Genomic DNA, 12,266 nt, shown 5'->3' on the forward strand with positions numbered 1-12,266 from the left:
TGCCGCGCAGATCAGTCGCGGCAATAGCCTTCACCTGTTTTAACTACCAGGCAGTTTTCCTTTTCCAATAGCCACTTCATGCCGGTGGCTTCGCCGTCGCCCGCGCGAAGCAACTGTGGGCCGTCCCCGCGGTTGAAGCTAATGCCCTCGGCGGTGGCCTGCCCTTCGAAGGTGCCGATTTGGTCGTTATCCAGTCCGTAGCGTATGTGAAGGAGATAATGACCCGGGCCTGCAGGCTCGTCCTTGCTGATTTCCAGGAATAACCCTTCAACGCCAATCCATCGGCCGACCCATTGATCGGTCTCCTGATGGTGGGGCTCACTTTGCTCGGTTAATGTACCTGAGCCCGGCGCGCCTGATGCGGCGGTATTGCTGTTTTGGGCGCACCCGCTGATAAGTAATAGGGTGCTTAACGCTAACGCTGTTTTGATCATCGGTATTGATACCCGTTGGGGATGAATGGTCGTCTTAACTCCAATCTTCTATTTGAAGCCCTGGTACGTTACTAAGCTCACCTAGATTATTGGTTACCAAAATAGGCCTCTTGCACGAGCGCCCCCGACCCAAGGCAATAACATCAACGCGTGTAACGTTCTCAGGCAGTGTAAGGGATTTAGGCAGGCGGTTACTTTTAAACACCGCGGGTTTTTCCATGGCTGTCTTCTTATCAATGCTGCCGTTACTCACTATATACACGTACCATGCTTTCTTAGTTTGATCGAATTTTGGGATATGTCGAAGGGGTGTAAAAAATGCAGAAGGTAAGAATTGACCTAGTGTCCGATGTAGCCTGTCCGTGGTGCGCGATAGGCTACCGGCGCTTGGAACAAGCGCTAGAAACCCTGGATGGCGAGATCGGCGTTGAGCTCTTCTGGCAGCCCTTCGAGCTCAACCGCGATATGCCGCCTGAGGGCGAGCCGATCCTGGAGCACTTGTGCCGCAAGTACGGCAAGGACGCGGCCAGCATGGAGCAGTCCCAACGCGAGATTATGGCCGCCGCCGAAGAGCTTGGGCTGAATTTCCGCGGTGCCCTGGAGCGTCGGGCGAACAATACCTTCGCTGCCCACCGCGTGCTGGCGTGGGCCGGGACGCAAAACCAAGAGACAGCCCTACAGTTGGCACTCTTCGAGGCCTACTTCGGTGAGGCGAAAAACCCCGCCGACCCAGCGGTTCTACGAGAGAAGGCCATTGAGGTTGGGCTGGACGGTGATACCGCCGAGGCCATCGCCCGCTCCGATCAGTACGCAGACGAAGTTCGAGCGGCAGAGCAGCGATTTATGGAAGCAGGGGTGAGCGCGGTGCCGGGCTTCATTCTTGATGGACGCTACCTGATCTCGGGTGCCCAGCCTGCTGACGTGCTTGTCGATGCGCTTCGTCAGGTGGCCGTGGAAAACGCTAACGGCTAACGTCCCGCCGCTCTTTAGTGATCACCGAGCAGGTCAGTCGCGGCAATAGCCTTCACCTGTTGCGACTACCAGGCAGTCTTGCTTTTCCATTAGCCACTAGAATAGCAAATTGATGTGCTATAAGTATGCGCATATAGTAAGGGCATTGTTATGTGCTAGGAGTGAATCATGCAAGCCGCCCAAGCGACCAAATCCATACGCAAGCCGACGAACCTATCGCTAGATAATGCCCTTCTAAAAGAGGCCAAAGCGCTGGGAATCAATGTTTCACGATCAGCAGAGGCAGGGATTGCGGAGGCGGTCAAGCTGCATAAGCAGAAGCAGTGGTTGGAGGATAATGCCACAGCCCTTGCAAGCTCGAATTCATACGTTGAAGCGAATGGATTGCCTCTTGCACGGCACCGTCAGTTCTAATGGCCCGTTTCGATATCTTTGAAAATAAGGGTGGGGATGGCTATCTGCTGGATGTTCAGACAGATCTTCTCAGTGGCTTGAACACTCGAGTGGCCGTGCCATTGCTTCCCAAATCCTCGGTACCGTCTCCTGCTCAGAGGCTAAACCCAGTGTTCAACATTATGGGCCAAGAGGTCGTCATGGCGACTCAGTACATGGCTGCTGTACCTAAAAGCGAATTGCGTTTTATTGCGGGTAGCCTTGCTGGGCAGCAAGGCGAGATTTCTGCGGCGCTGGATATGCTGTTTTTGGGATTTTAAGGTTGAGCTTGTAGGGATTTCACCGATTGCGTCGTATCGGCCGCACTTGAGCTGCTCTGCAATGAATGCATCAAAATGTTGGCAAAAAAAGCGGCGCTGGTGTGATAAACGCTGGCTTTAGTCTAAAAGCCAGCGCTCCCTCCCCCTTACTGTAAAAACTCTCGCAACGTATCACTCGTTTGGTCGATGGAAACAACGCCATCCAAGTGGCCTCTATTGCCTTCCAGGGTTTCAATCGTCACGTCGGTGCCGTCTGCTTCAATCAACTCGGCGGTACGGCGCACGCCTTGGGGCGCGAAGACGAGATCGCTTTCGCTATACAGCATCAGGGTTGGTGCTTCGATGGCGGCAAGTCCTCCCTCTAGCGAGTCGCCATGGCCTGCCATAAAGGTTTGGTTGGCGCGCACCAGGTAGAGCAGGTGGTTGGCATCGGAGGTGGCCGCACGGGCGGCGGCGATATCATCCAGCGTTTGTTCGATCGCGTAGCGGGCGTTGATATCCTGGGCTGGGTCACGCTCTTCATCGGCCCAATCGCGGTTAAAGGTTTCGTTAGCCCACTGCCAGTGGTTGGCGTTGAGTGTCACTAGTTTCAGCGCTTCTTTTAGCCCTTCGGTAGGCGGCTCGCCGTCGTAGTAGTTTCCCTCGTTCCAGTTGGCATCTAGCCGAATCGGTGCTGCCCAGGCGCTTAGCGTTGCCAGCAGCCAGGGGTCGGCTACGCCGCCGCCAATCACTGAGATTAAGCGTTCAACTCGGTCAGGGTAGGCGCTGGCCCACTCGATGGCCTGTAGCGCGCCCATTGAGGCACCCATCACCGCATGCAGCGATTCAATGCCTTGGCTCTCTAACAGCTCGCGCTGCACCTCGACAAAGTCGCGAATAGTCACCACAGGAAAGTCCATCCCCCAGGGTTCGTCGGTGTCAGGATTAATGGATGCGGGCCCGGTAGTGGTGACCTTGGGGTCATTGGCACCGAGATTGACCAGTGTATCCGAGGAGATAATGTAGTACTCATCGGTATCCAGTGGCTTGCCGGGGCCAATGATCGCATCCCAGTAGCCGGTTGGCTCCCCATCAGGATCATAGCGGCCTGCCGCATGGCTGGTGCCTGAGAAGAAGTGGGTGATTAGAATGACGTTATCGCGGGCATTGTTGAGCTCGCCGTAGGCTTCCCAACCCACCGTGACGTTGGGGATAGTCTTACCGCCCTGGGTAGTGAAGCTGTCCATTTCGAAAGTCTGTTTATCGACGACGCCATCCCAGGCCCAGAGAGGAGAAGCAAGAAGAAGACCGAGGCCGGAACATAGCGTTGCCGTGAACAGCGTTTGTCGTGTGAATGCCATTGGGTTGCCTTACCTAAAGAGAGGGATAGTTGTGGTTGTTATGGGCCACAGGCAGTGGCCACCCTCTCAGCGTAGTAGACCCTAGCGCATTTTGAACGGATTCAGCCCGTTGGCTTGCTGCATCATCATGCGTTTGGCGAAGGGGAAACGCTCAGCAATCTGCAGGCTTAAATCGCCTAGCTGGCGCAGCGGCTTGGCACCGGTAAACAGGTGATGAAAAGTGTCGGTGGCGGCGATCATCGCTTGGTTAGCTGCGCGGCGCTGGCACTCAAAGCGGAGTAGGTTGACATAGTCACCCGGGTCGCGACCTTGAATGATAATCTCGGCCAGGGTGTCGGCATCGTGCAAGCCGATATTTAACCCCTGGCCTGCCAGCGGGTGCACCACGTGGGCAGCATCGCCAATCAGTGCTAAGCGCTTGCCGATATAGCGGTGGGCATGCTGGCGCTTGATGGGGAAGCTGGCCCGGGCGACGATGCGGATGAGGTTACCCAGGCGTTTAGGGAAGGCCATTTCAATGGCTGCTTTTAGCGCTTCATCGTCAAGCTGTTCGCGGGCTTGGGTGGTGTTATCGGTGTCGTACCACACCAAGGAAGCGCGATGGCCGGGTAGCGGCAGCATGGCGATTGGGCCGGTGGGGGTGAAAACCTGCCAGCTGACATCCTGCTGGGGCAGCTCGGTTTCCACGTTAATGATCATCGCCCGCTGGTGGTAGTCGTGGCTGCTAACGCTGATCTCCGCTAGCTCGCGCAGGGTCGATTGCGCGCCATCGGCGCCGACGATCAAACCGGCGCTTAGGGTTGTGCCATTATCCAGCTCCAGCAGGCGGCCACTGCTTGAGGTGATCGTACTTAACGGCGCGCACTGGGTGTAGCAGGTGACGCTGGGCAGCTGTTCCAAGCGTTGCCATAGCGCATACTGCAACGTGCGGTTTTCGATAAAGATACCGAAGTCATCCATGCCGCTCTCTTGAGCGGAAAACAGTGAATGGCCGGTGCCGTCCTGGTTGGAAACATCGATATGCCGAAAAGGGCAGCTGCGTTCTTCTGGCAGAGTCGTGCCACTGGCTTTAACAAAGGCTAACGAGCGCGCATTCAGCGATGAAATACGCAGGTCATAGTCACCGCTAGGTTCGGCAGGGGCGTCGCCTTGCTCCACCAGCCCAACGGAGAAACCCGCATGACCCACGCGAGCCGCCAGGGCGGCGCCCACCATGCCGCCACCGACAATAATAATGTCATGATCGTGCTGCATAAAAGTATCTCCTGGGTGCACAATAACCGTTGAAGGGCGCGTTGCATGGCCCGCTGTTGCTATACAGTATCGTTGAGTTTGAGCCACATTGCCTAGAGGTGAACGATTGACGCAGGCCGTGGAAATTGCAGAAAGCGTTGCCCAAGCGGGCGAGGAGCTAGCAGCCTTTATTCAGCAGCACCCCAAACTGTGGGTGATTACCGGTGCGGGCGTCAGCACCGATAGCGGTATTCCGGACTATCGCGACGCGGATGGCCAGTGGAAGCGGCCACCGCCGGTGCAGCATGGCGACTTCATGAGTTCTCATCACGTTCGCCAGCGCTACTGGGCGCGGGCGCTGATCGGTTTTAGCGCTATGCGCGAAGCCCAGGCCAGCGGCGCGCACCGTGCGTTAGCCGCGCTGGAGTCGCAGGGCTATATCCAGCAGTTGGTGACCCAAAACGTTGATCGTTTGCATCAGCGCGCCGGCTCACGCCGGGTGATCGACCTGCATGGCCGTGCGGATATGGTCAAGTGCATGGTGTGCGACTATCAAATGATGCGCCACGCGATGCATGCCGAAATGGCGCGTATGAATCCGACCTTTGCTGGTTTACAGGCCGGTCACGCCCCGGATGGCGACGCCGACCTGGAAACCGACTTCAGCACCTTTCGTATTTTCGACTGCCCGCGCTGCAGCGGCATCCTAAAGCCTGACGTGGTGTTCTACGGCGATGTAGTGCCCGCCGAGCGAAGGTTAGCTGCACAAGTAGCGCTGGCCGAGTCGGACGCAGTACTAGCAGTGGGCACCTCATTAATGGTGTTTTCCGGCTACCGTCTCTGCCGAGCCGCCCATGAGCACGGCATGCCGCTGGCATCGCTCTCCCTCGGCGTCACCCGGGCAGATGCGCTATTGACCCACCAGTGGCGGGCGCCGTTGACGCCGGTACTCGAGCAGGCTGTGAGCTGTTTGCAGCGGCGTTTACTTGACTAAAGTGCTAGGGTATTAGGTAGATATAGCCATCAATAGCGGAGCCTATCGTGCTGCCATTCGAACATCTCTATTCCACCTTGCCTGAACCTCTCTGGGTCGCCACCCAAGCAACGCCTGTGGCCAGCCCGGAGCTGATTGCGTTCAATGCGCCGCTTGCTCATGAACTGGGCGCTCAAGAGATTCCTGATCCCGCAACGCTGGCCGAGTGGTTTAGCGGCAACCAGCCCATGCCGGACGCCAAACCGGGCGCCTTGGGTTACGCAGGCCACCAGTTCGGCAACTTTGTGCCGCAACTGGGCGATGGCCGTGCGCTGCTGCTGGGTGAAGTGATCGACCAGAACGGCGTGCGCCGCGATGTGCAGTTAAAAGGCAGTGGCCGCACGCCGTTCTCCCGTGGTGGCGATGGCCGTTCACCGCTAGGGCCGGTGCTGCGTGAGTATCTGGTTAGCGAATTTATGGCCGCCATGGGTATTCCCACTACCCGCGCTCTGGCCGCGGTGACCAGTGGAGAGCGGGTGATACGGCAGATGGCTGAGCCCGGCGCGGTGTTTACCCGCGTAGCCAGCAGCCATATTCGCGTGGGCACCTTTCAATTTGCCGCTGCAAAGCGTGATGAAGCACTGCTCAAAGCCCTGGCGGATCATGTGATTGCACGCCACTACCCGGATACCGCCAACGCGGAAGACCCCTACCTGGCGCTGTTGGAATCAGTGGTGGCCCGTCAGGCAGTGCTGATTGCCCGCTGGATGAGCGTGGGCTTTATCCATGGCGTGATGAATACCGATAACTGCAGCATTGCCGGTGAAACCATTGATTATGGCCCCTGTGCCTTTATGGAGCAGTTCGATCCGCAAAAAGTGTACAGCTCCATCGATCAAGGCCGCCGCTACGCCTTTGCCAACCAGCCAGCGATTGCCCAGTGGAATCTGGCCCGATTTGCCGAAACGCTGCTGCCGCTGATGCGTGAAGAGGGCGACGCGGTCGTGGAGCAGGCCACTGACGCCATCCGCCGCTTTGAATCACTGTTCAGCGCCGAGCAACTCCGCCTGCACGCCGATAAACTCGGTTTAGCGGCGAAAAGCCCCGAAGCCGAAGGGCTAATGGAAGGCCTTGAAAGCCATATGCATCAGGGGCGGATGGACATGACCGCCACCTTTGATGCGCTCACGCAATACGCTTCCTCCCCGAGCGATGAGCACTGCGAGGCGCTGCTGGCGCTGACGACTCAGCCTGATGGTTTGGCCGCGTGGCTGGATACCTGGCAGCAAGCGCAGATAGCCAGTCAAGATAGCGAGCGTTTTGCCGCCATGCGAAGCGCCAACCCGGTCATTATTCCCCGCAATCACCGGGTTCAGGAGGTCATTGATGCTGCTTACGACGGTGACTTTACCCCGTTCCATACCCTGTTGGCAGTCGTCACCCAGCCATTCGATGACTCCGTGGAAGCGCGCCGTTTGGCGGCGCCCGCCACGGAAAATGAGCAAGTGCTAAGAACATTCTGCGGCACATAACGCCTATGCTAGACTGTGGTTTTTTACAGTTAGGCGGGTAGCCGGTGCGCAAAATTATTCACTGCGACTGTGACTGCTTTTATGCAGCGGTGGAAATGCGCGATAACCCCGCGCTGCGGGATATCCCGATAGCCATTGGCGGCAGTGTCGAGCAGCGCGGGGTGGTCGCCACCTGCAATTATCCCGCCCGCGAGTTTGGCATTCACTCGGCGATGCCCATGGGCCAGGCGCTCAAGCGCTGCCCGCATCTCACCGTGATCCGCGGTGAGATGGCCAAATACAAAGAAGTCGCCCGCCAGGTCTTCGCCATTTATCGCGATGTAACTGAACTGATCGAACCGCTCTCTCTGGATGAGGCCTTTCTGGATGTCTCGGAGGTCACCCAGCATCACGGCAGCGCGACACTCATGGCCGAAGCGATCCGCGAACGGGTCAGCCGCGAAGTGGGGGTCACCGTTTCAGCGGGCGTAGCGCCCAACAAGTTTCTGGCCAAAATTGCCAGCGACTGGAACAAACCCGACGGCCTGTGCGTGATTACCCCGGATAAGGTCGATAGCTTCGTACAACAGTTGCCAGTCAAGAAAATCCACGGGGTAGGGCCCCGTACGGCAGAGAAGTTGGCGGGGCTGGATATCCACACCTGCGCCGACCTGCGTACCCGCACGCTAACCGACCTGGTCGAGCACTTTGGCCGTTTTGGCAAGCGCCTACACGAGTTAAGCTGGGGACGCGACGAGCGCCCGGTAAAAACTCACCGCGAGCGAAAATCGGTCAGCACCGAACAGACCTACGCCCAGGATTTACCCAACCTCGATGCCTGCCGCCGTGAACTACCCGCGCTGATCGAAGATTTAGAGCGCCGCTACGCACGGCTTGATCCGCCATTGGCGGTGCGCGGGCTAATCGTAAAAGTGAAGTTCAACGACTTTACCCAAACCACCGTCGAACACGCCGACCCCGCGCCTAACCTTGAACAGTTTGAAACCCTGCTTAACGTTGGCTGGGCACGTGGCGAGCGTCCCGTGCGTCTGCTTGGCGTGGGGTATCGGCTGGCGGACAATAGCCAGGAGCATCAGCTGCCGCTGTTTTAATTAGCCTGTTAACACTTATGATGATTGACGCTCTATCAGTAGCGCGTTAAAACAGATGTATGATAGACGGCGTAAATGAGCATATTCCACATTAGCTGTCTTCCTGCCTTTTTAACGCGCGAGCCTTGCCATGCCTGCTAATGCTGCTACCCGCCCCCGTTTAGTGTTTGCCCATGCCAATGGTTTTCCAGGCTTAAGCTATCGCAGCCTGCTCAATCCACTGGCAGAGACCTTTGATCTGCACCCTCTGGATCGCCTGGGTCACCACCCTGACTACCCCGTTAATCACAACTGGGGCAACCTGGTGGATGAGTTGCTGAGCTACCTGCCCGAGAGCGATACGCCGTTATTGGGCGTTGGGCATTCGCTGGGCGGCACCTTAATGGCCATGGCCGCTGATAAGCAGCCCGAGCGCTTCTGCGGGGTGATCATGCTCGACCCCCCGTTAATGCTGGGAACGGATGCCTGGACAATGAAAGCCGCCAAGCGGTTTGGCTTTGTGGATCGTGTTACCCCGGCCGGAAAAACCTTAGGGCGGCGCACGGTGTGGCCGAGCCGCGAGGCGATGGCGCATTCGCTGGGTCGTCGGGGTCTGTTTCGCCGCTTTACCCCCGAGGCGCTCAACGACTACATTGAAGCAGGGACACGCTTGTTAGACGACGGCAGCGCCGAACTGACTTTTGATCCAGGTGTCGAGGTGGAAATTTTTCGCCATCTGCCCGACCATCTTTCACGCCTACCGCAGCGGTTAGGCGTACCGCTAGAGCTAGTGGCGGGTAAAGAGTCTCATCTGCTAACCGCCACGCGCATAAAGCGCTTGAAGCGAAAGGGGTTAATGGTTAGCGAAGTCCCTGGTACGCATATGTTTCCCATGGAGCACCCGGACGAGACCCGTGCCGCTATTTTAGCTGCCTGGCAGCGTTTAAGCGCGAGTCGGTCCTCAAACACAGCGTAAGGAGGCGTTATGTATCTTTCCGTACAGCTTAGCTACTACCCACTGGCGGATGACTTTAAGCCGGTAGTCAAAGAGGTGGTAAAGCGCCTTGAGGCAACAGGGTTGGAAGTGCACCCGAATCGCATGAGCACCCAGGTATTTGGCGAGTTCGATGCCGTGATGGCAGCGTTGAGTGAGGTGATGAAGTGGTCGTTTGAGATCCATGGCAAGGCGGTATTTACGGCTAACTTCTTAGAAGGTGACCGAAGGCCTCGGTAGGGGGCGGCCGAAACAGCCCTAGGCGGGGGCGCTGTAAACCCATCCTTGGGCGCTACTTTTGCCATCTGACCGCCAAGGATGGCGGAAATGCCGGAAAAGTCGGGAACTCTTTTCCGGCCATGGCAAAAGACCCCCGCTACGGGCTGTTTCGGCCTAGTGAGCCTACAAAGCTGTTAAATCATCGATTCCAAGCATGACTCAATAATATCCAGGCCTTCGTTGAGCACGTCGTCTTGAATGGTGACGGGCATCAGGAAGCGAATGGTGTTGCCGTACATGCCGCAGGAGAGCAGGATCAAGCCCTCTTCGCGGGCTTTCTTGCACAGCGCGGCAGCCAGCTCAGGGTTAGGCGTGTGGTCGGCTTTGTTCGACACCAGTTCAAACGCGGCCATGGCGCCCATGTTGCGCACGTGGTCGATACAATCAAACTTGTCTGCCCACTCATTGAAGCGCTTGGCCAGCTTATCGCCTAGGGCCTGGCTCTTCTCCAGAATGTTCTCTTCTTCAAACACTTTCATGACCGCCAACGCGGCCGCACAGGCGGTGGGGCTGCCGGTGTAGGTGCCGCCCAGGGAGTTAGGGCCTGAGGCATCCATGACTTTGTCGGTGCCCACGATGGCAGAGATCGGCATGCCGTCGGCCATACTCTTGGCCATGGTCATAATGTCCGGCTCAACACCGCTATGCTCGATGGCAAACATTTTGCCGGTACGGCCAAAGCCCGACTGCACTTCGTCGATGATCATCAAGATGCCGTGCTCATCGCAGATTTCACGGATCTTGGTCAGAAAGCTAGTAGAAGCTGGGTAGAAGCCGCCTTCACCGAGTACCGGCTCAAGTACAATTGCAGCGGTATCTTTGGGGTTGGCGTCGGTCTTAAGCGTCATCTTCAGGCCGCGAATGGCTTCGTCTTCGCTGACGCCGTGATACGGCACCGGGTAGGGCGCGCGGAAGACGGTGCCCGGCATTGGGCCGAAATCGCTCTGGTAAGGCGCTACCTTGCCGTTCATCGCCATGGTGAAGAAAGTACGCCCGTGGTAGCCGCCATCAAAGCAGATAACGTTGGAGCGGCCGGTGGCCGCGCGGGCGATTTTAACGGCGTTTTCCAGCGCTTCGGCACCGGAGTTGGCCAGCATGACTTTGGCATGACCACGAACCGGCACGATGTGGCTAAGCTTTTCCGCGACTTTCACGTAGCCTTCATAAGGCATGACCGTTTGGCAGGTGTGCATCAGCTTATCGAGCTGGGCTTTGACCGCGGCGACTACTTTGGGGTGGCGGTGACCTACGTTGAGTACGCCAATACCGCCTGCGAAGTCGATAAAGCGGTTGCCGTCCGCGTCCCAGATTTCAGCGTTTTCAGCGTGGTCGGCGAAGGCTGTTGCGGGGCTAGCGGCGCCAGCAGCGACGTACTTGTGTTTCAGCTCGTTCAATTCGGCATTGCTGCTCATGGCTCAACTCCTGTCGAGAAAGGATAGGCTTTCAGCATAGTGCTTAATTGAGGTGCTTACCTAGTGATTAAATAACACCAGAGGTGCGCAATGCCACTAGTTGTTCAGGCGTAATGCCGAGTTCTTCTAACACGCTTTCAGTGTGCTGGCCTAAGTGGGGCGGCGCTGTAGTAGCACTCATCTGGGCGCCGTTAAAACGAATGGGGTTGGCGACTAAATCCACCTGGCCCGCTTGGTCGTGGGGCAGGGTTTGCTTAAGTCCACGGGCTTTTACGTGGGGATCATCAAACACCCGATCTAGCGTATTGATTGGCCCACAGGGCACGCCTACCGCTTCAAAGGCGGCCAGCCAGTGATCGGTGCTGCGCTGGGCCAATGCTGCTTCCAGCTGAGGCACGAGTAGCGCACGGTTGTTGACCCTAGCACCGTTGGTGGCAAAGCGGGGGTCTTCGGCCAAGGCCTGTAGTGAAAGCACGTTGCAAAAGCGCTTGAACTGCTCATCGTTGCCGACGGCCATAATCATATGCCCGTCCTGGGTAGCAAACGCCTGATAAGGCACGATGTTAGGGTGAGCGTTACCTAGCCGCTGGGGCACATTGCCGGAGGTTAAGTAGTTCAACGCCTGATTGGCGAGCACGCCGACCTGAACATCCATAAGCGCCATATCGATATGGCAGCCCTCACCGCTATCGCGACGCTGGTACAGCGCTGCAAGAACAGCATTGGCCGCATACAGGCCGGTGAAAATATCGGTAAAGGCGACGCCGCTCTTTACCGGCCCACCGCCGGGTTCATCATCAGGCTTGCCGGTTAGGCTCATGATCCCGCCCATGGCTTGAATCATAAAGTCGTAACCGGCGCGATGCGCGTAGGGACTCTCCTGACCAAAACCGGTAATCGAGCAGTAAATTAGCCTAGGATTGAGCGCCTTTAGGCTGGCGTAATCCAAACCGTAGCGTTTTAAGCCGCCGACCTTAAAGTTTTCGATCAGAACGTCTGATTGAGCGACCAACTGCTTAATCACCGCCTGGCCTTCGAGCTTGGCCATATCGACGGTCACCGAACGTTTACCCCGATTAGCGCACAGGTAATACGCCGATTCTTCGCTGCCCGCGAGCCACGGCGGGCCCCAGTGGCGCGTGTCATCGCCGCTACCGGGGCGCTCGACCTTAATCACATCCGCCCCCATATCCGCGAGCATTTGTCCGCACCATGGCCCGGCCAGCACGCGTGAAATATCGAGTACTTTAATCCCGGCCAATGGTTTGCTTAGCTCGCCCATAGAGGCTTCCTTAATAAATGGTAAGTGATCAA

13 protein-coding genes are annotated in these 12,266 nt (G+C 57.4%); 8 read left to right on the forward strand and 5 right to left on the reverse strand.

Annotated features, from left to right (window positions below):
- Positions 1-11: 11 nt before the first annotated feature.
- Positions 12-434, reverse strand: coding sequence for a hypothetical protein (locus tag ACQE2I_RS02845; RefSeq protein WP_427030004.1), 423 nt, complete (start codon positions 432-434; stop codon positions 12-14).
- Between the two features lie 318 nt (positions 435-752).
- Here ACQE2I_RS02845 and ACQE2I_RS02850 point away from each other — a divergent pair, with 318 nt between their 5' ends.
- The 3 genes from ACQE2I_RS02850 to ACQE2I_RS02860 all read left to right on the forward strand — a co-directional run bounded on the left by ACQE2I_RS02850 (position 753) and on the right by ACQE2I_RS02860 (position 2,119).
- Positions 753-1,406 (forward strand): DsbA family oxidoreductase, encoded by a 654-nt coding sequence (locus tag ACQE2I_RS02850; protein ID WP_427030005.1) that lies wholly within the window; start codon positions 753-755, stop codon positions 1,404-1,406.
- Between the two features lie 168 nt (positions 1,407-1,574).
- The gene (locus ACQE2I_RS02855; protein ID WP_427030006.1) at positions 1,575-1,820 is read left to right on the forward strand and encodes a type II toxin-antitoxin system CcdA family antitoxin; all 246 of its coding nucleotides are present in this window, start codon (positions 1,575-1,577) and stop codon (positions 1,818-1,820) included.
- Complete coding sequence (locus ACQE2I_RS02860; protein ID WP_427030007.1) at positions 1,820-2,119, forward strand: CcdB family protein; 300 nt, start codon at positions 1,820-1,822, stop codon at positions 2,117-2,119. The genes ACQE2I_RS02855 and ACQE2I_RS02860 overlap by 1 nt, the downstream gene beginning before the upstream one ends.
- 146 nt (positions 2,120-2,265) lie before the next feature.
- Here the strand turns inward: ACQE2I_RS02860 and ACQE2I_RS02865 are convergent, their stop codons facing one another.
- Both ACQE2I_RS02865 and ACQE2I_RS02870 read right to left on the reverse strand, forming a co-directional pair.
- Complete coding sequence (locus ACQE2I_RS02865) at positions 2,266-3,459, reverse strand: E22 family MetX-like putative esterase (RefSeq protein ID WP_427030008.1); 1,194 nt, start codon at positions 3,457-3,459, stop codon at positions 2,266-2,268.
- 81 nt (positions 3,460-3,540) lie between these two features.
- On the reverse strand, positions 3,541-4,713 hold the full coding sequence (locus ACQE2I_RS02870; protein WP_427030009.1) for a UbiH/UbiF/VisC/COQ6 family ubiquinone biosynthesis hydroxylase: 1,173 nt from the start codon (positions 4,711-4,713) through the stop codon (positions 3,541-3,543).
- 106 nt (positions 4,714-4,819) lie between these two features.
- Between ACQE2I_RS02870 and ACQE2I_RS02875 the strand changes: the two genes are divergently transcribed.
- The 5 genes from ACQE2I_RS02875 (at position 4,820) to ACQE2I_RS02895 (ending at position 9,501) form a co-directional block, all read left to right on the forward strand.
- The gene (locus ACQE2I_RS02875; RefSeq protein WP_427030010.1) at positions 4,820-5,686 is read left to right on the forward strand and encodes an NAD-dependent protein deacetylase; all 867 of its coding nucleotides are present in this window, start codon (positions 4,820-4,822) and stop codon (positions 5,684-5,686) included.
- Between the two features lie 47 nt (positions 5,687-5,733).
- A complete protein-coding gene (locus tag ACQE2I_RS02880; RefSeq protein ID WP_427030011.1) occupies positions 5,734-7,197 on the forward strand; it encodes a protein adenylyltransferase SelO in 1,464 nt (487 codons plus the stop codon).
- A 44-nt stretch (positions 7,198-7,241) separates the two neighbouring features.
- Positions 7,242-8,288 carry a DNA polymerase IV gene (gene dinB, locus ACQE2I_RS02885; RefSeq protein ID WP_427030013.1) on the forward strand — a complete coding sequence of 349 codons (1,047 nt, stop codon included), beginning with the start codon at positions 7,242-7,244 and terminating at the stop codon, positions 8,286-8,288.
- Between the two features lie 130 nt (positions 8,289-8,418).
- Positions 8,419-9,243, forward strand: coding sequence for an alpha/beta fold hydrolase (locus tag ACQE2I_RS02890; protein ID WP_427030014.1), 825 nt, complete (start codon positions 8,419-8,421; stop codon positions 9,241-9,243).
- A gap of 9 nt (positions 9,244-9,252) precedes the next feature.
- The gene (locus ACQE2I_RS02895; protein ID WP_427030016.1) at positions 9,253-9,501 is read left to right on the forward strand and encodes a YkoF family thiamine/hydroxymethylpyrimidine-binding protein; all 249 of its coding nucleotides are present in this window, start codon (positions 9,253-9,255) and stop codon (positions 9,499-9,501) included.
- A 173-nt stretch (positions 9,502-9,674) separates the two neighbouring features.
- On the opposite strand, the gene gabT is transcribed toward ACQE2I_RS02895, so the two are convergent.
- Both gabT and ACQE2I_RS02905 read right to left on the reverse strand, forming a co-directional pair.
- A complete protein-coding gene (gabT, locus tag ACQE2I_RS02900; protein WP_427030017.1) occupies positions 9,675-10,952 on the reverse strand; it encodes a 4-aminobutyrate--2-oxoglutarate transaminase in 1,278 nt (425 codons plus the stop codon).
- Positions 10,953-11,019: 67 nt separating this feature from the next.
- Entirely contained in the window at positions 11,020-12,234 is a 1,215-nt protein-coding gene (locus ACQE2I_RS02905; protein WP_427030018.1) for a CaiB/BaiF CoA transferase family protein, read from the reverse strand.
- Positions 12,235-12,266: the final 32 nt, after the last annotated feature.

Origin of the sequence: Halomonas sp. H2, from assembly GCF_050215315.1 — a bacterium.
Taxonomy (GTDB): Bacteria; Pseudomonadota; Gammaproteobacteria; order Pseudomonadales; family Halomonadaceae; genus Vreelandella.

Bases quoted from the DNA above. Each gene is read 5' to 3' on its own strand.
- ACQE2I_RS02845 (WP_427030004.1), bottom strand. From the start codon at position 434: ATGATCAAAACAGCGTTAGCGTTAAGCACCCTATTACTTATCAGCGGG.
- ACQE2I_RS02850 (WP_427030005.1), top strand. From the start codon at position 753: ATGCAGAAGGTAAGAATTGACCTAGTGTCCGATGTAGCCTGTCCGTGG.
- ACQE2I_RS02855 (WP_427030006.1), top strand. From the start codon at position 1,575: ATGCAAGCCGCCCAAGCGACCAAATCCATACGCAAGCCGACGAACCTA.
- ACQE2I_RS02860 (WP_427030007.1), top strand. From the start codon at position 1,820: ATGGCCCGTTTCGATATCTTTGAAAATAAGGGTGGGGATGGCTATCTG.
- ACQE2I_RS02865 (WP_427030008.1), bottom strand. From the start codon at position 3,459: ATGGCATTCACACGACAAACGCTGTTCACGGCAACGCTATGTTCCGGC.
- ACQE2I_RS02870 (WP_427030009.1), bottom strand. From the start codon at position 4,713: ATGCAGCACGATCATGACATTATTATTGTCGGTGGCGGCATGGTGGGC.
- ACQE2I_RS02890 (WP_427030014.1), top strand. From the start codon at position 8,419: ATGCCTGCTAATGCTGCTACCCGCCCCCGTTTAGTGTTTGCCCATGCC.
- ACQE2I_RS02895 (WP_427030016.1), top strand. From the start codon at position 9,253: ATGTATCTTTCCGTACAGCTTAGCTACTACCCACTGGCGGATGACTTT.
- gabT (WP_427030017.1), bottom strand. From the start codon at position 10,952: ATGAGCAGCAATGCCGAATTGAACGAGCTGAAACACAAGTACGTCGCT.
- ACQE2I_RS02905 (WP_427030018.1), bottom strand. From the start codon at position 12,234: ATGGGCGAGCTAAGCAAACCATTGGCCGGGATTAAAGTACTCGATATT.